The 21,418-nt window shown below is 31.3% G+C and carries 22 protein-coding genes; 7 read left to right on the top strand and 15 right to left on the bottom strand.

The window, feature by feature from the left end:
- From uppS to truA, 4 genes are read left to right on the top strand one after another with little or no spacing between them, the layout of a single operon-like run.
- Positions 1–669 (top strand): polyprenyl diphosphate synthase, encoded by a 669-nt coding sequence (uppS, locus tag KAR88_RS01245; RefSeq protein WP_002780363.1) that lies wholly within the window; start codon positions 1–3, stop codon positions 667–669.
- Positions 659–1,438 carry an A24 family peptidase gene (locus KAR88_RS01240; protein ID WP_002780364.1) on the top strand — a complete coding sequence of 260 codons (780 nt, stop codon included), beginning with the start codon at positions 659–661 and terminating at the stop codon, positions 1,436–1,438. The genes uppS and KAR88_RS01240 overlap by 11 nt, the downstream gene beginning before the upstream one ends.
- Positions 1,435–2,460 carry an LptF/LptG family permease gene (locus KAR88_RS01235; protein ID WP_002776751.1) on the top strand — a complete coding sequence of 342 codons (1,026 nt, stop codon included), beginning with the start codon at positions 1,435–1,437 and terminating at the stop codon, positions 2,458–2,460. The genes KAR88_RS01240 and KAR88_RS01235 overlap by 4 nt, the downstream gene beginning before the upstream one ends.
- Entirely contained in the window at positions 2,457–3,182 is a 726-nt protein-coding gene (truA, locus tag KAR88_RS01230; protein WP_087721314.1) for a tRNA pseudouridine(38-40) synthase TruA, read from the top strand. The genes KAR88_RS01235 and truA overlap by 4 nt, the downstream gene beginning before the upstream one ends.
- Here the strand turns inward: truA and ilvA are convergent.
- Both ilvA and KAR88_RS01220 read right to left on the bottom strand, forming a co-directional pair.
- Complete coding sequence (ilvA, locus tag KAR88_RS01225) at positions 3,179–4,390, bottom strand: threonine ammonia-lyase (protein WP_002793805.1); 1,212 nt, start codon at positions 4,388–4,390, stop codon at positions 3,179–3,181. The genes truA and ilvA overlap by 4 nt on opposite strands.
- Positions 4,384–4,803, bottom strand: coding sequence for a CoA-binding protein (locus KAR88_RS01220; RefSeq protein ID WP_002776755.1), 420 nt, complete (start codon positions 4,801–4,803; stop codon positions 4,384–4,386). Before KAR88_RS01220 ends, ilvA begins: the two co-directional genes overlap by 7 nt.
- A gap of 163 nt (positions 4,804–4,966) precedes the next feature.
- On the opposite strand from KAR88_RS01220, the gene KAR88_RS01215 reads away from it, so the two are divergent.
- Positions 4,967–5,377, top strand: a complete 411-nt coding sequence (locus KAR88_RS01215) for a membrane protein (protein WP_002783766.1) — start codon at positions 4,967–4,969, stop codon at positions 5,375–5,377.
- 11 nt (positions 5,378–5,388) lie between these two features.
- On the opposite strand, the gene trmA is transcribed toward KAR88_RS01215, so the two are convergent.
- Genes trmA through KAR88_RS01190 form a run of 5 tightly spaced genes read right to left on the bottom strand, consistent with a single transcriptional unit; the run spans position 5,389 to position 12,794 of the window.
- Complete coding sequence (gene trmA, locus KAR88_RS01210; protein WP_002797005.1) at positions 5,389–6,477, bottom strand: tRNA (uridine(54)-C5)-methyltransferase TrmA; 1,089 nt, start codon at positions 6,475–6,477, stop codon at positions 5,389–5,391.
- The gene (locus tag KAR88_RS01205; protein WP_192801239.1) at positions 6,474–8,207 is read right to left on the bottom strand and encodes a Na+/H+ antiporter NhaC family protein; all 1,734 of its coding nucleotides are present in this window, start codon (positions 8,205–8,207) and stop codon (positions 6,474–6,476) included. The genes trmA and KAR88_RS01205 overlap by 4 nt, the downstream gene beginning before the upstream one ends.
- Complete coding sequence (locus tag KAR88_RS01200; RefSeq protein WP_052781854.1) at positions 8,204–8,953, bottom strand: SDR family NAD(P)-dependent oxidoreductase; 750 nt, start codon at positions 8,951–8,953, stop codon at positions 8,204–8,206. The genes KAR88_RS01205 and KAR88_RS01200 overlap by 4 nt, the downstream gene beginning before the upstream one ends.
- Entirely contained in the window at positions 8,950–10,188 is a 1,239-nt protein-coding gene (locus tag KAR88_RS01195) for an ankyrin repeat domain-containing protein (protein WP_052781853.1), read from the bottom strand. The genes KAR88_RS01200 and KAR88_RS01195 overlap by 4 nt, the downstream gene beginning before the upstream one ends.
- A gap of 59 nt (positions 10,189–10,247) precedes the next feature.
- Positions 10,248–12,794, bottom strand: coding sequence for a bifunctional aconitate hydratase 2/2-methylisocitrate dehydratase (locus KAR88_RS01190; protein WP_192801876.1), 2,547 nt, complete (start codon positions 12,792–12,794; stop codon positions 10,248–10,250).
- Between the two features lie 54 nt (positions 12,795–12,848).
- Here KAR88_RS01190 and KAR88_RS01185 point away from each other — a divergent pair, with 54 nt between their 5' ends.
- Positions 12,849–13,325 (top strand): methylated-DNA--[protein]-cysteine S-methyltransferase, encoded by a 477-nt coding sequence (locus KAR88_RS01185; RefSeq protein WP_002788559.1) that lies wholly within the window; start codon positions 12,849–12,851, stop codon positions 13,323–13,325.
- Here the strand turns inward: KAR88_RS01185 and KAR88_RS01180 are convergent.
- From KAR88_RS01180 to mobB, 5 genes are read right to left on the bottom strand one after another with little or no spacing between them, the layout of a single operon-like run.
- Complete coding sequence (locus KAR88_RS01180; RefSeq protein WP_002800035.1) at positions 13,298–14,245, bottom strand: hypothetical protein; 948 nt, start codon at positions 14,243–14,245, stop codon at positions 13,298–13,300. The two genes, KAR88_RS01185 and KAR88_RS01180, sit on opposite strands and share 28 nt — an antisense overlap.
- A 1-nt stretch (position 14,246) precedes the next feature.
- Positions 14,247–16,133, bottom strand: coding sequence for a methionine--tRNA ligase (gene metG / locus KAR88_RS01175; RefSeq protein WP_070253235.1), 1,887 nt, complete (start codon positions 16,131–16,133; stop codon positions 14,247–14,249).
- Positions 16,134–16,142: 9 nt separating this feature from the next.
- Positions 16,143–16,340 (bottom strand): hypothetical protein, encoded by a 198-nt coding sequence (locus tag KAR88_RS01170; protein WP_002776770.1) that lies wholly within the window; start codon positions 16,338–16,340, stop codon positions 16,143–16,145.
- Positions 16,333–17,175, bottom strand: a complete 843-nt coding sequence (locus KAR88_RS01165) for a class 1 fructose-bisphosphatase (protein ID WP_002780373.1) — start codon at positions 17,173–17,175, stop codon at positions 16,333–16,335. The genes KAR88_RS01170 and KAR88_RS01165 overlap by 8 nt, the downstream gene beginning before the upstream one ends.
- 1 nt (position 17,176) lies before the next feature.
- Positions 17,177–17,671, bottom strand: a complete 495-nt coding sequence (gene mobB, locus KAR88_RS01160; RefSeq protein ID WP_002776772.1) for a molybdopterin-guanine dinucleotide biosynthesis protein B — start codon at positions 17,669–17,671, stop codon at positions 17,177–17,179.
- A gap of 92 nt (positions 17,672–17,763) precedes the next feature.
- Between mobB and KAR88_RS01155 the strand changes: the two genes are divergently transcribed.
- Entirely contained in the window at positions 17,764–18,249 is a 486-nt protein-coding gene (locus tag KAR88_RS01155) for a hypothetical protein (RefSeq protein ID WP_192801214.1), read from the top strand.
- On the opposite strand, the gene KAR88_RS01150 is transcribed toward KAR88_RS01155, so the two are convergent.
- Genes KAR88_RS01150 through gltX form a run of 3 tightly spaced genes read right to left on the bottom strand, consistent with a single transcriptional unit; the run spans position 18,146 to position 21,351 of the window.
- Positions 18,146–19,777 carry a lytic transglycosylase domain-containing protein gene (locus KAR88_RS01150; RefSeq protein ID WP_032684800.1) on the bottom strand — a complete coding sequence of 544 codons (1,632 nt, stop codon included), beginning with the start codon at positions 19,775–19,777 and terminating at the stop codon, positions 18,146–18,148. The genes KAR88_RS01155 and KAR88_RS01150 overlap by 104 nt on opposite strands.
- Positions 19,771–20,052 carry a YggT family protein gene (locus tag KAR88_RS01145; RefSeq protein WP_002788553.1) on the bottom strand — a complete coding sequence of 94 codons (282 nt, stop codon included), beginning with the start codon at positions 20,050–20,052 and terminating at the stop codon, positions 19,771–19,773. The genes KAR88_RS01150 and KAR88_RS01145 overlap by 7 nt, the downstream gene beginning before the upstream one ends.
- A gap of 3 nt (positions 20,053–20,055) precedes the next feature.
- Positions 20,056–21,351, bottom strand: a complete 1,296-nt coding sequence (gltX, locus tag KAR88_RS01140; protein WP_002788552.1) for a glutamate--tRNA ligase — start codon at positions 21,349–21,351, stop codon at positions 20,056–20,058.
- Positions 21,352–21,418 lie beyond the last annotated feature (67 nt).

Raw genomic sequence — 21,418 nt, 5'->3', positions numbered from 1 at the left:
ATGAATGAATTAAAACATCTTGCTGTTGTAATGGATGGCAATAGGCGTTGGGCTAAGGCAAAAGGTTTTTTAGCTAAGCTTGGATATTCTCAAGGTGTTAAAACCATGCAAAAGCTGATGGAAGCTTGTGTAGAGGAGGGAATTTCAAATTTAAGTCTTTTTGCTTTTAGCACGGAAAATTGGAACAGACCTCAAGATGAGATTGAATTTATTTTTGAGCTTTTGGATCGTTGTTTGGACGAAGCCTTAAAAGAATTTGAAAAAAACAATGTAAGATTAAGAGCTATCGGGGATTTATCAAGACTTGATACACATTTACAAGAAAAAATAGCCCTTGTGGAAGAAAAAACCAAGCACTGTGATTTGCTTTGTGTGAATTTAGCTATCAGTTATGGAGCAAAAGATGAAATCGTGCGTTCGGTTAAACGCTTGATTGAAAAAGGCTTGGAAATCAATGAAAAAAACATAAGCGATAATTTAGATTTGCCTTTGGATGTGGATTTGATGCTTCGTGTGGGAAATGCTAAAAGATTGTCTAATTTCTTGCTTTGGCAATGTGCTTATGCAGAAATTTATTTTAGCGAAACCTTATTTCCTTCTCTTACAAAAAGAGAATTTAAAAAAATTATAAAAGAATTTAGAAAAAGAGAGAGAACTTTTGGAAAATAATCCCATAGCTTTTTTGATTTTAGCTATTTTAGGAGCGAGCTTGGGTTCATTTTGTATGAGCTTAACAATGCGTTTTTGTGAAAACAAGCCCTTATTAAGCTTGCGTTCTTATTGCTTTTCTTGCTATCAAAAACTTAAGCCTTTGGAATTAATACCCATTTTTTCTTATATTTTTCTTCGCTTTAAGTGCAAAACTTGTCATATTAAAATTCCTTTTTCTGTTTTTTTGGCTGAAGTTTTGGGGATGATTTTTGCATGGATTGCTTATTTGCTAAGCCAAAATATAGGGGAATTTATCCATTTACTGATTTTTCTATTTGTTTTATTTGCACTCTCTTGCATAGATTTAAAATTTCAAGCTGTGCCTCAAAAATTGCTTTGGTTGATTTTTTTTATTGCATTTTCTTTTGCTTTTAATAGCAATGAATTTGCGTATTTTTTTATATTTGAAAATTTTCAAAATGGATTTATGGTTCAAGCTTTTATTTTTGCTGGTTTTTTGTTTTTACTTAAAAATTTTATAGCATTTTTAAAAAATTTTAGAACAAAAGACATACAAGAAAATTTAGGTGATGCGGATATTATTATCCTTGCTAGTATGGCAGGGGTATTTGGTTTTAAGAGTGCTTTTATAATTCTTTTTCTTGCTTCGTTATTGTCTTTACCCTTTTTTATCCATAATAAAAATACAAAACTAGCATTTTTACCCTTTATCAATGCTGCTTTTGTGATATATTTGATATATTTGATTGTTCAGGAATTAATATGAAACTTGCTTTAAGATATGTTTTAAATCAATTTTTAAGTACAAATTTATCGATTTTTTTTGTGCTTTTTACTATAGTTTCTATGGTTTTTTTTATACAACTTGCTAAGCTTACTTCTAGTATAGAGATTAATTTTGCAGATTTGCTTAAATTATACGGCTTTATGCTGCCTAGAATTCTTATTTTTACCCTGCCTATAGCTTTTTTTATCGCTCTTACTTTGGCTCTTTTTAGGCTTTCTAGAGAGAATGAAAGCATAGTGTTATTTACCTTGGGATTTTCACCTAAAATTTTAGCTAAGTTTTTTTTAAAAATCGCCGCTTTAGTAAGTGCATTGATGTTAATTATAGCTTTGGTTATGATACCTATAGTGTTTGAATTGCAAGATAATTTTGTTAATTTTAAAAAAACTCAGGTTAAATTTAATTATAAAACGGGTGAATTTGGACAAAGATTTCTTGAATGGATGATTTTTATTGAGAAGCAAGAAAGTGACAGATATGAAAATATCATCATGTATCATCCAAAACGCAATATAGAAGACAAAGAGCAATTGATTATCGCAAAAGAAGCAACAGCACAAAGAAATGAAGACAGCTTTGCTTTTAAGCTTTCTAATGGCAAAATGTATAATTTTGAAAATGGCCAAACGCTTTTTATTGGAAATTTTGATAAGCTTATAGTCAATACACAATTTAATGATCAAAATTTACAAACTAAAAAATTTTATGAGTATTGGAATGATTTAAATACAAATCCCAAACGCGCGAAAGAATTTGTAATCTATGTAACCATAGCATTATTTCCACTCGCAAGTACGCTTTTTGCCCTTTCTTTTGGTATAGTAACTTATCGTTATGAAAAAGGTTTTATTTATTTTGGGATGTTTGGGGTTATTGCTGTGTATTTTGGGCTTTTAAGTTCTTTTTCACAGCCTCCTATTTTAGCTTGTATTGGAATATTTGCTTTAAGTTTTATTGCGTCTATTGTTTGTTTTAAAAAGATGATTTTGAGTCGTTATTGATGAAATTAAAAATTATTTTTTCCTATGATGGATCGAAATTTTTAGGTTCAGCTACCCAACCTCACAAAAAAAGCGTTCAAGATGCCTTGCAAGATGCCTTAAGTCATCTTGGAATTTTTTCCTCTGTTTTGATGGCTTCTCGCACAGATAAAGGGGTGCATGCAAGCTATGCTGTTGCTTGCGTGGAATGCGGGGAGCATTTTAGGGATTTAAACTATCTTAAAAAACAAATCAATAAATTTTCTCATCCTTTTATACATGTTAAAAATTTAAAAATCATGCCTTCAAATTTTGAAGTAAGATACGATGTAAAAAGTAGAGAATATCGCTATATTTTTTATCACGGGGTTTATAATCCTTTTTTAGCTTCTTATGTTCATTTTTATCCTTTTATTGATGTTTTAAAGGCTGATCTTGTTTTGCAAAATTTTGTAGGTATTAAGGATTTTAAATTCTTTTGCAAGAGCGGAGGAGATAATAAAACGACTATCAGAGAAATATTTTTAGCTAAAGCGTATTCTTATAAGGATTTTACCATTTTTCGTTTTAAGGCTAATGGTTTTTTAAGGGCGCAAATAAGACTAATGGTTGCGAGTGTTTTAAAAGTTTTAGAAAATAAGATGAGTATAGAAGAGTTAAAAGAGCAAATCGAAGCTAAAAAACAATACAATCATTTTTTAGCCCCGCCTTGTGGACTTTATCTGAGTAGAATTTCTTATTAGAAAGTTTCGTAAAAATCAAAACCTTTATCTTTTAAGATATTTCTAACTTCTTCTTGATGTTCTTTGCCTTTAGTTTCTAAGGTAATAGAAATCATAGCATCGCCATAATCAAGCTTTGTTGAAAATCTATCATAATCAATTTTGACTATGTTTGCATTGGCTGATTTTAAGCTATCTGTAAGATTAAGTAGGGCTCCTGGTTTATCGATTAAAGTAACATTGATTTGCATTTTACGATAAGCTTTAAAAAGACCCTTTTCTATGATGATATTTAGCATTTGCACATCGATATTGCCGCCACTTAAAACAACGCCGATTTTTTTAGAATCTTTTATATCTATTTTTTGATGAAGTAGGGCGGCTACGCTTGCAGCACCTGCGCCTTCAACTATAATTTTATGTTTTTCAAGCAAAAACAATACCGCATTAGCGATTTCTTCATCGTCTACTTGAACAAATTCATTCACGCATTCAAGGATGATACCTAGGTTAATAGGATTAGCATCGCGTACAGCAATACCATCTGCTATAGTACGGACACTTTTAGAGTTTTTAACCTCTTTTGCTTTAAAGCTATCATGCATTGCAGGAGCTCCTTTAGCACCTACTGCAATAATTTTGATATTGGGATTAATCTGCTTTGCAGCGCTTGCTATACCGCTAATAAGTCCACCACCACCTACAGGAGCTATGATGGTATCAAGATCGCTTACATCATCAAGCATTTCAAGTATAAGTGTGCCTTGTCCTGCCATTACAAGTTCATCTTCAAAAGGATGAATAAAACTTAATCCATTTTCTTTCGCATAGTTTGTTGCAAAAGCATAAGCTTCGTCAAAATTATCACCCTTTAAAATAACTTCTGCACCCAAGCTTTTGGTAGCAGAAACTTTTAAGAGAGGGGTGGATTCTGGCATCACGATTATAGCTTTTGTGTCAAATTTCTTTGCACTTATGGCAACACCTTGAGCGTGATTTCCAGCACTAGCAGCTATAACTCCTGCTTTTTTAGCTTCTGGGTCTAAATTAGCTATTTTGTTATATGCACCGCGAATTTTATAAGCTCCTGTAATTTGCAAATTTTCATTTTTTAAATACACTTCACTTTTGCAAAGTTCGCTTAAAAAAGAAGAGTGTATAAAAGGAGTTTTGCTTACAAAATCAGCAATTTTTTGTTTGGCTTGATAAATTTTGTTCAGTTCTAACATTTGCTTATCCTATCTTGATAAAGTGGCAATTCACGCATAATGCATTTATCCTGTATAAAATTAATCTTTAAATTTTCGCATTCTTTAGCAACTTCATTGTTGCAAATTCCAAGCTGCAGCCAAAAATTTTGAATTCCTTTACGGATAATACTTGGGAGTAATGAAGAGGCAAATTCGCCCTTGCGAAACATTAAAACAAGATCTATTTTTTCATCGATATCATCTAAGCTTCGATAAACGCGTTCTCCTAAAATTTCATCACATTTAGGATATATAGGATAAATTTTATAATGATTTTCTTGTAAAAATTGTCCTATCATAAAAGAAGGCTTGCTTTCATCGGGGCTAAGTCCTACTATGGCAATGGTTTTTGTGTTGTTGAGTATTTTATCTATGATTAAATTTTCATCCATCGTTGTTACTTTATATAAAAATTTTAAAAATTTAATCATAATCTTATTTCGCTTAAAAATAGATTTTAATTTAAAAATATATTTATATAAAATTAACTAAAGTGAATTTTTTAAAGATAAAAAATTGCTAGAATATTAAAAGCTATTAAAAAAGGAGTGAAATATGGTTCAAGCTTATCCTTATATTTTAATCATTCATCTAAGCTGTGCAATCTTTTTTATAGGTTATTTATTTGTCGATATTTTTATACTCAATACAATTAAGAGAAAAAATCCAAATTTTGATAAAAATCTTTTTTCTTCCGTGGGTGTTAAGATTATGCCTTTTATCGTATTATTGCTATTTTTAAGTGGTGGTGCGATGATAAGCTTTCATCTTAATCCTTTAAATTTAATTTTTTTGATAAAATTGATTTTAGCCTTTAGTATTTTGTCTTTAGTGGTGTTTTCTTTATTTTTTCATTTTGTGCTAAAGAGAAAAAATCCTTTAACGCGTTTTATACATCCTTTTGTTTTTATGCTTTGTATTTTTATCGTGGTTTTAGCTAAGTTGATGAATTATTATTTTTTATAATTTATCAACTTTCAAATTGAAGATTGCTTAGAATGTAAAGATTTTAAAAGTATTCCACATTCTAAATGCGGAGTATTAACAAACTGATCAAAAAGCGCAAATTTTTCAACTTTATGCGTAAGAGCAAGTTCTTTTAAATTTTCTTTCAAGCTGATAGGATTACAAGAAATATAAATAATGTTTTCATAATTTTTAATTAAATCAATCACACTTTTATCAAGTCCTGCACGCGGTGGATCGACTAAAATATGAGAAAAATTAAAATTATCTAAATCAATATCTTTTAAGCGAAAAAATTCCCTTTCTTTTTTTAAAGCTTGGGATAATTCCTCGCTTGAAAGTCTTGTAAAATGGATATTTGAGATATTGTTGATCTTGCAATTAAGCAAGGCAAAATTAATATTGCTTTTTGAAATTTCAGTGGCTAGTACATTGTTAAAAAAAATTGCTAAAGCTAGAGTAAAATTTCCATATCCACAATAAAGCTCAAGCAAGTCTTTTCTTTCTTGGGTTTTTAAATTTTCACACACCCAAGTTATCATTTTTTCATTGATGGAGGTATTAGGCTGTATGAAACAATCATTGTTAAATTTATAAAATATTTTTCTACCTTGTATATCAAGCTCTTGTCTTAAATTTTCTTTTTTAAAAACAAGTTTTTTACCTTTGCTTCTTGCGATTAAATTTGCATCAAGTTCTAAGCTTAAATTATTTAAGTCATTGTAAATAAGCTCTATATTTTTATGATAAAGTAGAGTGGTGCTTAACTCGTTTTTAGTCGCTAAAAACTCTACACCAAAAAGTTTTTCTTTTAAATTTGTATTGTTGCGAATTTGTTTTAAGAGTTTGGGCATAAAAGCGGTGATTTTTTCATCTGCAAATTCTAAGCTTTCTATGATGATTTTCTTTTTATTTTCAAACATCGCATAATAAATTTCGTCTTTATCATGATAAAATGAAAGCTCTGCTCTTGTGCGGTAATGTTTATCTTTGGAAGAAAAAAGCTCGAAATTTCCTTGATAAAAATCTTTGAAAAATTCTTTTATAAAAGAAGCTTTTTCTTCTAATTTTAAAAAATTTCCAAATTCTTGAAGACTCATGAAACTTTCTTTCCGATAATTCTAAGCAAAAATGCAATAAGAATTAAATTTAAAGGAAGAACCAACCATACACTAAGCCCTAAAGAAACAGGTATATAACCAGCAAATAAAGAAATTACACAAATAAATAAGGTATAAGGAATTTGAGTGCGAACATGCTCCATATGATCACATTTTGCACTCATTGATGAAAGGATTACATTGTCTGAAATAGGCGAACAATGGTTTCCAAAAATAGCTCCAGTTAAGACACAACTTATATTAATCACCATATAATGATGCATTGCATCCATATCCATTGCATTTATTTGTGCAACCTTATAAGCTAAAGGCACCGCCAAAGGCATTAAAATACCCATAGTCCCATAGCTTGTTCCTATCGCAAAAGAAATAAGCGAAGCAAAAGCAAAAATGGTAGCAGGTAGGATAAATTCAGGCAATTTATCAGCGAGCAAGCTTGAGATAAATTCTGGAGTTCCAAGCTCTTTTACTATGCTTGAAAGCGACCATGCAAACAAAAGTAAAACTATGGTAAAAATCATAGTTTTCCAACCATATATCCAAGTTTCAACCGCTTCTTTAAAATTAAAAATCTTGCGATACACTCCAATAAAAATTGCTACAATAGCGGCAAATAAGGCGGCTTGAAAAAGCACCACAGAAGAATTTGCACTTCCAAAAGCTAGCCTAAGGGTTTCAAAAGATAAAGGATTTGCATTTGCTTTTAGTAATTCTTCACCTTCTAAAGTACTTAGTCCATTAAAATAAAATCCAAGTATAGCTAAAACAATCAAAGTTAAAATAGGAATCGTAGCATCTAATGCACGGATTTTAATATCTTCTTTTGGAGCTAAAAACTGATCTTCAAGTTCTGCGGTATCTAGGGTGCTTGATTTTGATAAAGGAGCGATTTGTCCTGTAGTTCTTGCACGAATTTCAGCTTTTAACATAGGACCAAATTCACGCCCCATAAGCGCAGTCATTAAAACAAAGAAAAGCATAAAAATATTGTAAAATCTATAGGGTATGGTTTCAACAAAAACCCCAAAAGCGCTGATATTGCTAATGCCTATATCTTCATAGGCATTTTTGATTAAAGATACTTCTAAACCTATCCAGGTAGAAATCACAGCAATCCCTGCAACGGGTGCAGCTGTAGAATCGATAATAAAGGCAAATTTTTCACGAGAAATTTTAAATTTATCTGCTAAAGGACGCATGATAGGTCCTACGATGAGTAAATTAGCGTAATCATCAAAAAAGATTAACAAACCTAAAAACCAAGTATTTACTTGTGCCGATACTGCTGATTTTGCTCTTTTTGCAAATTTTATAGCTACAGCTTTTGCACCACCCATTTTTGTGATAAGTGCCACAAGACCACCTATACAAAGAATTTGTAAAATGATTCCCGCATTTACTGGATCAGAAGTTGAACCTAAGATATAAGAAATAATCTTTGAAAAAGATTCTACTGCGGTATTATAAAAATTTACAAAAGCTAAATGTTGTGCTTTAAAAATATTTGTAGAAAGACTAAGTAGAAAAGTTCCGCTCAAAACTCCAGCAAAGAGTGACAAAATAACATCTTTTGTGATAAAGGCTAAAGCGATAGCAACTAAAGGTGGTATAAGGGTAAAAGCTCCGAACAAATTAGCATTTGCAGCTGCTTCTGAGGAGTTTGCAAATGTAACTAAAGGTAAAAATAATAAAACTAAAAATTTATTCATTCATTTCTTTCTATATAAAATCCATTCCAAGTTTGTGTTACCGGCATAAGCTCGATTTCATTAACATTAATATGGCTTGGTAGGTTAATGATAGACATTACCACTTTGGCAATATCATTAGCACTGATAAATTGCGTATTTTCATAGACTGCATCAGCTTTTTGGATATCTCCTTTAAAACGCACTTCACTAAATTCAGTTTTGCAAAGTCCTGGAGCAATGTTTGTTACTTTGATATTGCTTCCTCTAAGATCATTTCTTAAGGCCAATGAAAATTGTCCTACAAAAGCTTTGGTTCCACAATACACATTGCCTCCAAAATAAGGATTTCTTCCTGCAACCGAACCTAAGTTAAAAATATAAGCATTTTTTTGTTTACGAAGTATAGGAATAATAGCTTTTGCAACATATAAAAATCCTTTGATGTTTGTATCTACCATAGTGTTAATATCTTCAAGGTTTAATTTATCAAATTCATCTACCCCTAAAGCTAAACCTGCATTATTAAAAAGCACATCAATTTCTTGAAATTCTTTGGGTAAATTTTCAATAGCCTCAAAGATTTCTTTTTGATTTCTTACATCTATGCAAAGCGTGTAAATCTTATCTTTGTGGGCATTTTTTAACTCTGCTAGACGCTCTTTGCGTCTAGCAAGGGCGATTACTTTGTAGCCTTCTTGTATAAAAGCTTCAACGCAAGCTCTACCAAAACCTGAACTAGCTCCTGTAATAAATGCGGTTTTCATTCTAAACTACCTCCGTAAAATAGATTTTCGTTTGCTTTTAAACCCAAGCTTTTTAGATAATCAGCATTTTCTTTTTTACCTGCTGCTAGCGCAAAGTCAAGTGCATTAAAACCAAGATCATCAACAGCATTAAAATTTGCTCCTTTTGAAATAAGAAGTTTTAAAATTTCAATATTTCCATAGGCTGCAGCATGCATTAAAACATTTTTTGAAGTGTGCTCTAGAGCGCAAAATGTAATAAAATAAGGCGTATTTGAACCTATGTTCGCACTTAATGCTAATTTTTCATTGTTATTAATATATTTTTGATTAACATTTGCTCCATTATCAAGAAGTAGTTTTATGATATCAAGACGATTAAACTCTATGGCATAAAAAAGTGGGGTTTTTCCAAAGGCATTGGCTTGATTAACATTTGCTCCATTTTGGATTAAAAAGTTTGTATTTTCATAATTTTCCAATGCGTAAAAAATAGCACTTTCATAACCTTCGTCAATCCTAGCACCAAAACGAATCAAAAGTTCTAAAATTTCTTTTTCTCTTTGATTTAGAAGCGCTGCTTGCAAGGCTATAGTAAGATCATCTTGGCTTGGATTATTTGAAAAAATAAAATCTTGTATATAAGATACCGAATAATTTTTATTTGACATGATTTTTGCTAAAGGACTAATGTCTTTGTAAATTTTTGTTTCACCAACAGCCCAATTTAAAAATTCGTTTAAGGCATTGCTAGTATAGTAAATATTACTACCTTTATCAAAATTAAAATTACTTTCAAAATACTTTTCTAAAGGTTCTATAGCGTTATTGTATTCTTTCCAAAAAGCTTTGTAAAGTCTAAAATTTCCTATACTTTGATATGCCCAATATCTAAAATAAGATTTTAAAATATCATATTTTTTTTCTAAATTTTCGGGTGTATCTAAAGTTTTTTGATAAGCGATGGGATCGATAGCTATTTTTAATAATAAAAAATCAAATTGTTGTAATTTTGGCAAATAAGCCACACCATTACAAGAGCTATTGCTTCCGCGAATTTCATTGGAAATTGCATAGAGTTTTTTTGTAAAATCTTGATTTTTTAAAGATTCTTTACAGCTTGAAGCTATATTTAAATAATCTAAATTTGAACTTTCATTTAGCAATGTTTTATTATTTTTAATGTTGTCGCAGTTAATGGCATCACTAGCCATTAAACTTGCAAAACAACAAAAGGAAGCGAATAATAACTTCAATATTTTTCCTTTGAAAATTTTAATTTTGTTATTTAATCCAAATAAGTATTAAATTTGAATTAATTTTCAAGTTTGAAATTTTCAATCTCATTAAAATTTAAATATCTATAGATATTTGCCTTATGCTCATCACTTAGTTTTTCGCTAACAATTTGTAAGTATTCTTCCTTGCTTGGAATTTTACCCAAAATCGCACAAACTGCCGCAAGTTCTGCACTGCCTAAATATACTTTAGCACCCATTCCCATACGGTTGTCAAAATTTCTTGTAGAAGTTGAGAAAACTACAGCTCCATCATTTACTCTAGCTTGATTACCCATACACAAAGAACAACCAGGAACTTCTATTCTAGCACCTGCTGCGCCAAAGATGCTGTAATAACCTTCATTGGTAAGTTGTGCTTTATCCATTTTTGTTGGAGGCACTACCCAAAGTCTGGTTTTAAGTATGCCTTTATCTTTTAAAATTTCTCCCAAAGCTCTATAATGTCCTATGTTTGTCATACAAGAACCTACAAAAACTTCATCTATATTTTTTGGACGCTTATCATCGGCTAAAATTTCGCTTAAGGTTGCCACATCATCAGGGTCATTTGGACAAGCTAGGATTGGCTCTTTAATGTCATTAAGATTAATATCTATAATATAAGCGTATTTTGCATCTTTATCTGCTCTTAAAAGAGTAGGGTTTTTAAGCCATTCTCTCATTTTTTCAGCTCTTCTAGCAAGGGTAGCTTTATTCTCATATCCTGCTTCTATCATAGCTTCAATTAAAGAAATATTGGATTTGATATATTCGCTTACACTTTCTATGCTTAAATCTACACTACAAGCAGCTGCAGATCTTTCAGCACTTGCATCACTGAGTTCAAAAGCTTGTTCGACTTTTAAGTTTGGCAAGCCTTCTATTTCTAAAATTTTTCCTGCAAAAATATTTTTCTTATTTTTCTTTTCAACGGTAAGTTGTCCTTGTTTGATTGCATAATAAGGTATAGCATTAACCAAATCTCTTAAGGTAACTCCAGCTTGTAATTCTCCACTAAAACGTACTAAAACACTTTCAGGGACATTTAAAGGCATAGAACCAGTAACTGCAGCAAAAGCTACAAGTCCGCTTCCTGCAGGGAAAGAAATTCCTATAGGAAAGCGTGTGTGAGAATCCCCACCCGTTCCTACGGTATCTGGCAATACAAAACGATTAAGCCAAGAGTGGATAACTCCATCACCTGGTTTTAAACTTACCCCACCACGACTTGTCATGAAATTGGGCAAGGTTTTATGTAAATTTGAATCGCTTACTTTTGGATACGCAGCTGTATGGCAAAAGCTTTGCATAACAAAGTCTGCGTTAAAACCTAGGCTTGCAAGTTCTTTAATTTCATCTCTAGTCATAGGACCTGTAGTATCTTGAGAGCCTACAGTTAAAGTCATAGGTTCTATATACATACCTGGACGCACACCTTCAACTCCACAGGCACGACCTAGCATTTTTTGAGCCAAGGTATACCCACCGCTTGAAGCTTCAGGTTGTTCTGGCTTAGTAAAGATATTTTCATTTTCCATTCCTAAGAATTCTCTAGCTTTAGCACAAAGTCCACGACCTATGATAAGTGGAATTCTTCCTCCTGCTCTAACTTCATCTAAGATGGTATTTGGGCTGAGTTTAAACTCTGCAACAACAGAACCATTTTTTACAATCTTTCCTTCATAAGGGTGAATTTCAAACTCATCTCCCATTTCTAGATTGGACACATCGCAAATAATAGGTAAAGCACCGCTATCTTGAGCTGTGTTAAAGAAAATCGGAGCTATGGTTGAGCCCATTACTATACCACCACTGTGTTTGTTTGGCACACCATCAATTTCTTTTCCTAAATGCCATTGTATGGAGTTAATCGCAGATTTTCTACTTGAACCTGTACCTACGACATCGCCCACATATACGACTTCACGACCACTTTTTTTGAGTTCTTTGATTTTTTCTAGAGAACCTGTTTGTCTTACTTTTAGCATAGCATTAGCATGTAAAGGGATATCGCTTCTTGTAAAAGCATCACCAGCAGGGCTTAAATCATCTGTATTGGTTTCTCCTGCTACTTTAAAAACTACACATTGAATCACTTGAGGTAATTTTTCTTTTTTATTAAACCAATCTGCATTTGCCCAACTTTCCAAAACAGCTTTAGCATGATTATTGCTTTTGCTAAGTTCTGCTACGGTATGGAAATTATCATGTACAAAGATGATATTTTTAAGTACTTCTGCTGCATCGCTAGCTATACTTTCATCTTTTAATGCATCGATTAAAACTTTTACATTATAACCACCTAGCATTGTTTCAAGCATTTTTAAAGCGAGTTTTTTATCTATGGCTGGAGCTTGAAATTTATTTTTTAAAATTCCATCTAGAAATTCACATTTTATCAAGGCTGCATCGTCAACGCCTGGATTGACACGATTTTGCAATAAAGATACCAATTTTTCATCATTTTGGGTTTTTAAAAGTTCACAAAGTTCTTTAGTTTGTTCTGCATTTAAAGGAAGGGGTGGGATACCCAAAGCTGCTCTTTCTTCAACAAGCTTATTGTAATCTTGCATAAAAGACATTTTTTACTCCTTAAATATTTTTTAGTATAATTTTAACTATTTAAAGGATAAAATATGTTTAAAGTTTATTATAAAATACCATTTTGTTACTTATCTCTACATAGCAATGGAGATTTCTTAACAAAAATCGATTTTTGCGATCGTTTGGATATTGAAAATACTTGTCCCCTGCTTGAATTTGCCAAAGAAGAACTCAGACTTTATTTTGCTAAAAAGCTTCAAAAATTTCAAACACCTTTATGGATACAAGGGGGTGATTTTGAACAAAAAGTATATAAAGAATTGATAAATATCCCTTATGCAAAGCTTGTTACTTACAAAGAAATAGCTATAAATATCAACCATCCCAAAGCTTTTCGCGCAGTGGGTAATGCAAACTCTAAAAATTTAATTCCTATTTTTATTCCTTGTCATAGGGTTATAGCTAGTAATGGCTTGGGTGGATATAATGGCGGTCTTGCTATAAAAAGATTTTTGTTAGAATGTGAGGGGGTTGATTTAAGTCAGTTTAAAAATAAGCTTGGAGATTGATTTTCTTCATTTTTAAATTCACGCTCAAAAGCTTCATAATCTTCTAAAAGCAGGCAGTATTTAAAATTTTTTAAGTTTTTAAGATCTAAAAGTTTGTCGTATGAAAAATCGCAGAATAATGAATTATGCAAAGCGGTTTTAAAACCCTTTATATTTTTAAAATTTTCTTGCCAAAAATCAAAGGTATTTTGATTGCTTACGATGATAAATGCTCTTGCACTTGAGCCAAATTCAGAAATATTAAAATTTTCATCCATGAAATAAATTTTAAAATCATCTATCTTATTAAAATCAAAACTCATTTTTGTATTTTTTTCTTTAAGATAAAACATAATTTTTGCAAAAATTTTGGCATAAATAAAGGGAAGATTTAAGTTTTTAAAATACAAATTATCACAAACTAGAGTCGTAAAAAAAAAGCTAGAGCGAGAAAGTAGGGTAAAATTTGCTTCTTTTAGGATTGTTAAAGATGCGCAAAGTTGAAGTAAGTAATTCTCATCGCTAAAACAAAAAATTTCACCCTTTTTAGCCTTGATAAGTGAGTTAAAATCTACAAATATATTTCCTTTTAAAATGTTTAAAGAAAATGCTTTGCAAATTCCTAGCTCATAAGCTTGAAGTGCTATAAATTCACACTCTTTTTCTTCGCATAAAAAACGCAAGAGTTTAATTAAGGCTGATTCTAGATTATCCACCTGAAGATAATAAATTTCTTTATCATCAATACAAAGCTCATGCTCTGAAATAATAGCAAATGCGCCTTTTTGCACTGCTTGGATTATCTCTTTTTTATTATTGCTAAAAAAAGCGAAGCCATTTTTAAGCTCATGAAGACTTAATGCAAAGCCTGTAACGCTTAAAACACTGCCTTCATTAAGCATATTTGCATGAATGAGTTCGCTTAGATTGCTAATATTCATCCTAGCCTACTAAAGAGCCGTTTTCTACAAGTTGTTCAGGGCTTATGAGCACAAGTTTATCCCCGCTTTTTGCAGAAAGTATCATACCATCGCTTTCATGTCCAAAAATCTTAGCTTTTTTAAGATTGCTTATAACACAAACTTGCTTTCCTATCAAATCGCTTGCTTTATAATACTTAGCAATACCTGAAAGCACTTGACGAATTTCTTTATTGTCAAGTTCGAGTTTAAATTTTAAAAGTTTTTCACTGCCTTCTATATTTTGACAATCAATCACCTTGGCTACCTTAATCTCTATTTTTGCAAAATCATCGATTTTAATTTTAGACTTTTCTTCTTTTTTGACTTCTTGTTTTTCTTCTTGAGATAAGAGAGGTTTTTCTATTTTTGGAAATAAAGCTTCACAGGCGCTAGCCTTAAAATCTAAAAGTTCATTTTGTAAGATAAGTTTTTGATAGTTTGTAGGAGAAATTTCAAAATTTAAAGCCAAACCTACTTTTTGACAAGATTTTGGCAAAGTAGGGCTTAATAAAAGACTTGTTTTAGCTAAGATATTTGCACAAAGTCCTATAAGAGCATTGGCTTCTTTGATTTTATTTGCTTTGATTAAATTCCAAGGTTCGTATTTGCTAATGGCTAAATTTGCAACACTTAAGGCTTTAAAAAGCTCTTCTAGATAGCGATTACATTGTAGGTTTTCTAAAAAGTTTATAGCGTTATCTAAGTGCTCTTTAGCCGTATCAAGTTCGTTTTTATAAAATTCTAAAACGCCTTCTTGAGAAATATTACCTTGATTATATTTTATACTCATTCCTATGATGCGGTTGAGTAAATTGCCAAATTCATTGCCTAGTTCTGTATTGATTCTATTAATCAAAACACTTTCGCTAAAATCACCATCATTCCCAAAAGGAACTTCTCTTAGCAGAAAGTATCTAAAAGCCTCTAAGCCATAAGCATCTACCACTTCTTTAGGTTTTACGACATTACCTTTAGACTTGCTCATTTTTTCACCCTCTTTAGTCCACCAACCGTGTGCGCCGATAAATTTAGGCAAAGGTAAATCCACACTCATTAAAAAGGCTGGCCAATAAATCGCATGAAAACGCAAGATGTCTTTGCCTACTAAGTGTATGTGGGCTGGCCAAAATTTAGCATTTTCTCCTTGGCTTTGATAATCAAGCGAGCTTATATAAATAAAAAGCGCATCAAGCCATACATAAATAATGTGTTTATCGTCTTTAATTTCTTCTGGGATTTCAATACCCCAATCAAAGCTTGTTCGAGTAATAGAAAGATCTTTAAGTCCACTTTGGACAAAATTAATCAATTCATTTTTTTTATTTTTAGGCAAGATAGGATCTTCTTTATCATACCATTGAAGAATCTTATCTTGATATTTTGAAAGCTTAAAAAAATAACTTTCTTCTTTTAATAAAGAAGTATCTTTGCCACAATCAGGACATCCACATTCGTTTATAAGTTGACTTTTTGCAAAAAAACTTTCACATGAAATACAATAATGTCCCTCATATTCATCCTTATAAATATCTCCTTTTTGCCACATTTTTAAAAACATAGCTTTAACAAATTCAACATGCCTAGTATCGGTTGTTCTTGCATATATATCATAAGTGATTTCAAACTCATCCCAAAGTTTTTTAAATTCAGAACTGATTTTATCAGCGTATTCTTTTGGGGTTGAGTTTCTTATTTTTGCTGCTTGTTCTATTTTTTGTCCGTGTTCATCAGTACCTGTTAACAATCTAGTCTCATGCCCTTGCAAACGATAAAATCTAGCTAAAGTGTCCGCAATGATAGTGGTATAAGCATGTCCTAAGTGAGGCACATCATTTACATAATAAATTGGAGTTGTAAGATAACGCATTTTATTCCTTTAAAAATCAAATCCGCCTTCGGTTTTACCCTTAGACATACTATTGTAAACTGCATCTACATAATCTTTTCTTGTAGAGCAATTAAAAATTTCATCGCAATTATAGCAAGACTTTAAGCCTTTTGAGCTTTGGCAAGAGCTTAAAATTTCTTTTTTTTTATCTAAGTCTTGCTCAAACTCATCTCTTATTTCACTCATTATAAGCCTTTAAAAGCTCTGAAATTTCATATTTTGAGCCAAAAAAGCAAGGTGTGGTTGCGTGAATTTCATCAAAATCAAGTTCTAACAAGGAATGATTTTTTCCATTTGTGGTTTTACCTCCTGCTTTTTCTATAATAAAAGCTAAAGGAAATACTTCAAAAAAAGCGCGCAATTTACCCTTAGGCGCATCACTAGTTGCTGGATAGCTAAAAAGTCCACCACCTTTGAGCAAAATTTGATTGATATCACTTACCATAGCTCCTGAATATCTTAGGCGATAACCCTCATCGAATAATTTTTTGATAAACTTAGCATGCTTTTCTTCCCAAAATTTTTGAGTACCGCCTGTAGCATTGATTTTACCTTTTTCTTGCATTTGAAGGTCTTTTACAAAAACAAATTCGTTGTTTTTATCAAGACGGTAGAGTTTTGGCTTATCTTCGCAAATAACAAGTTCCAAGCGAGCTCCATACATGCTATAAAGCGCAGCTTTTAAATTTTTAGCACTTGCTTTTTCTTCATAAATAGCAAAAATAGAACCTATAGCAAAATTAACATCCATTAAACTTGAGCCATCAAGCGGATCGTAAGCGACGATAAATTTCGCATTTTCATTGATATTTAAAATCTCATCTTTTTCTTCGCTGATAATAGCTTTAATGCTAGGGCACTGACTTAAAGTATTTGTGATAATCTCATCACTTAAAACATCAAATTTAAGTTGAGTATCGCCTGTGGAGTTTTGGTTTTGACTATAGCTTGTATCGGGAAATTTTAAAGCATTTGAAATTTCAATTACTGCTTTTTGTATGTAGGAAATAAGTTCTTGCATTTTATAATTCTCCTTGTAAATTTTTCGCATTTTTTAAAATATAATTGCAAATTCCTTGCACGTCATTTAAATCAAGCCAAGTTAAATTCGGATAAGAATCAATTTTTTCATAGCTTGCAATAGCATTAGAAAAAGCAAAATAACTTTCATCAATTTCTTTATAAAAAACACTTATGCGTGGTAAATCTAAGGTTTTTAATCCTTCAACCAAACATAAATCAAAATCAGGCGCTATTTTTAACGCGCTTAAAATATCTCTTTTTTCATGAGAGAAAAAAGTCGTGCGAGTAGGACTTAAAACCATCACTTCAGCACCACTTTGAAAAAACTTAAAACTATCCTTGCCATTGACATCAAATTGAGCTTTATCTGCAGGATCGTGTTTGATAATCAAAACTTTTAGGTTTTGTTTTATAAATTCATTTGCAATTTTTGTGATCAGTGTTGTTTTGCCTGAATTTGAAGGACCGCTAAAAGCTATGATTGATTTTTTCATTACCATTTTCCTAAAATAAAATGTAAATTATAGTATTTTAAACCAAAAAATAGAGTTAAAAGGTTAAAATATAGAAAAAAATTAGGAAAAATATGAAGATTTATACCTTAGCCCTTGCAGCGTTAATTTTTGGTGCTTGTTCTTTAAAGGAAGAAGCGGTTGTGGATGCGAATTTGAAAACTCAAACTTTAATGTTTGCTCAAAAATATAAAATTACTCAAGATAAAATGAATGCTATAATTACCCTGTCTTATTTAAATCCTATTTTAGATAAAGCTAGCGAGGAGGATATTTTTGCTTTGACTATCACTCCTGATACTTTGAAGATAGAAAATTTAGAAATTTTTATCAATGAAAGAAAGGCTAATATAGAAGAACTTGATGAAGAGTTTTTTAAATACTTGATACAAAATCATTATACCCGTTATCTAAAAATAACTCTTCCAAGCGTAAAAAAAGAAGACAAAATTATCGCTAAGATTTGTTTAAATCACCTGCCTTGTTTTGAGTTAAATTTTCAAAAATATCCGAAATCTTTATACTATCGTTCAGAAGACGTCGATACACAATATAATTAGCCAATACTTTTTTTCCATAAATTCGACTTTCTTGATAAGGAACAAATTCCATAGACAAGAAAGGTTCGAATTTGCCTGTCTTAAACATATCATCTCTTGCAAGCATACGATTGGTAAAGCCTATGCCTCCATTATAAGCATAAGCAATAAAAAGAGGAGATTTTAAATGTTTTTCTAAATAATTTAAATGATGATTTCCAAAATAATAGGCATTTTTTGGCTCAAACATAAAATCTTGATCAAAATTTGGAATTTTTAATTCTTTCTCGCCGATATGATTGGCTAAAAATGGCATAAATTGCATCATACCTAAAGCATAAGAAACCGATATCGCAGTAGGGATAAAACGGCTTTCTTGTCTAGCAATGGCTAAGATAAGCGCTTGTCTTGGGGCGCTATAATCTTTAATGTATTCATAATAAGGCATTATAAAATAATGGTTTTTAAATTTTGATTTCCTTTCTAAGATATAAGCATAGATAGGCAGAGTTTCTTTTGAGTCAAATTCTTTAGCCAATCTATCAAGTTCGCTTGCATCAGCTTCGCGAATTTGTTTGTTGAGTTTTTGCCATGCAAAAGGATCTTGCATATTGAAATTGTTTTTTTTCTTATTTGTAGAATCTATGACTTCGATTTTAAGAAATTCAGAATTTGTTAATTCTTTAGCGTAAAGACTATAGATATTTAAAGAAGAGCTTTTGGCTAAAGTTTGCAAATCTTTATCATCTTTTTTAATCATCCACATCCAAAATATAGCATTGTCTTTGTTGCTTTGCATTTTAAAAGTTTGCGCTGCTTTGGCAAAGAAATTGTAAGCCAGTTCTTCTTTGTTGTAGGCTAAGGCATTAATGCCTAAATAAAAAGCAGAATCCTCATTTACAAATGTTGGATCTATTTTTAGCATTGAAGCCCTAAATTTGGGATTTTCTTTTTTTATGATAATATTTTGTGCAAAATTCTTAAATCCTACATGAGTTGGCAGCTTATTAGCAAAACTAGCATTCAAATCAAAATCATATTTTTTAGAATAATTACGAAGTCTAAAAAAACCATTAACATCTTCTTTTTGAATGATATAAGCTATAGGTTCGGGAGTGTTAAAAGCTAAAAGTAAATTAGCCAAATCGCCTCTTTGATGACTAAGTTTTTGAGCTAAGGCACTTCGGCTAGCATTATCAAGGCTTGCTATAAAGGCTATTGAGTTTAATCTTATACTTTGGCAAGTTTGATTTGCATCGAGTATATTAACCTTCGTGTAGTTGTAGCATGGAGCGTATTTAGGATCGATGAAAATTTTTACAGGAATTATTTTTTCAAGTTCGGATTTGATTTTACCTACATAGCGGAAGATATGAGAATTTAAGCCTTCAGCCTCTTTTTTACTTATTGTTTTTTTTTCTAAAAGACGATAGATATAATAATCTTTAGCTATGGAATTTTCCTCTTGTTTTAATCTTTCTAAATTATAGGGGCTAGCATTTAAAAATACTAAGCTTAAGCTAAGTAAGATAAGTATTTTTCTCACAATAAGCTCCTTAGGATATTTCCAAGAAAAATACTAAGAAATTGTAAGGCTAAAACGATAATCAAAGGCGCAAGATCTATGCTTCCTATGCGTGTTGGAATTTTTCTCACTAAAGCATAAGCAGGAGAGCTTAGCTTATATAAAATTTGAACGATAGGATTGTAAGGATCAGGATTTACCCAACTTAAAAGTGCTGTGATGATGATAATCCAAGTGTAAATATTGATAATAATTTGAATCACTTGAAAAATAGAAATAATCAAAGAATCTACAACCATTATTTATATCCTTGCTAATTCGTTAATATAATTTTTTATATAAGGGTAAAGATCATTTAATTCAGGGCCATGAGTATTTCCAGTTAGGATAATTCTTAGAGGCATAAAAAATTTTTTACCCTTTAGTTGACTTTTTTCTAAGAGATAGCTTTTAAACTCTTCATAACTCTCAAAAGGTTCGATTTGACTTAAAAGATCTTTTAAAATTTTACATTCTGGTTCAAATTCGTTAAAATCTTTAGCACCAAAGATAGCTTCTAGTTTTTCTTTGATTTCTTTGATGGTGCTTGCTTCTTGGGTATAAAATTTGGCAAGTTGTGCTAGATCTTTATTTAAATTTAAAGCAGTATTGAGTTCATTATCTGCCATCATTTTTATATGTTCGCGATTGATTTGCAAAAGTTTTTTAAGATCAAATCTCGCTGGAGCTTTAGAAATTTTGCTAATATCAAACCACTCAATCGCTTCTTCTAAGGTAAAAATTTCACAAGGAGTTTTATTGCCTAGCATGATAAGATAATTTGCGATCGCACTAGGTAAAATTCCACTCTCAAGTAACCATTTTACTGAAGAATGAGCCTCTCTTTTGCTCATTTTTACACCCTCTTCATTTAAGATAATAGGTAAATGTGCATAAGTCATAGCTTTATCATAACCTAAACTTGCACGAATATGTTCTTGTTTTGGGGTATTTGAAACATGATCTTCACCGCGTATGATGCAACTTACATTTTCAAGCATATCATCTACCGCACAAGCAAAATTGTAAGTAGGGGTTTTATCTGTTCGCATAATCACAAAAGAATCGATATTTTCAGGCTCAAAACTTAACTCCCCTTTGATAAAATCTGTAAATTTCATAGTGTGAGTAGGTTTTTTAAGGCGAATTACAAAGGGTTTTTCACATTTTAAAACATCAATATCTGCTAAATTCTGACAAGTGCCATCGTAGCGATAGGCCTTGCCTTGCTTTTTGGCGAGTTCTTTTTTTGCTTCAAGCTCTTCTTCGGTGCAAAAACAAGCAAAAGCTTTTTTTTCACTTACAAGCTTTAAAGCCATTTGACGATGAAATTTTAAATTTTCACTTTGTACATAATAATGCTGCCATGAAATGCCAAAAAGATGCAAAATTTCTTTAATCTCTTCTTCTTTTCCTGTTATATTTCTAGCCTTATCGGTGTCTTCGATACGCAAAATGAAATCCATATTTTTTTGTCTAGCGCATATATAATTAAATAAAGCCGCGCGTAAATTTCCTATATGCATATCGCCTGTTGGAGAAGGTGCAAAACGATACATTTGATAACCTTTGATTTTATTAAAAGCTTATTATAACAGAAAAATTTATATGGATATTTAATTTGCT

This window comes from Campylobacter sp. JH23 (genome assembly GCF_017846595.1).
Classification (GTDB): domain Bacteria; phylum Campylobacterota; class Campylobacteria; order Campylobacterales; family Campylobacteraceae; genus Campylobacter_D; species Campylobacter_D coli.
This window is presented reverse-complemented; position numbering and strand designations above follow the sequence as displayed.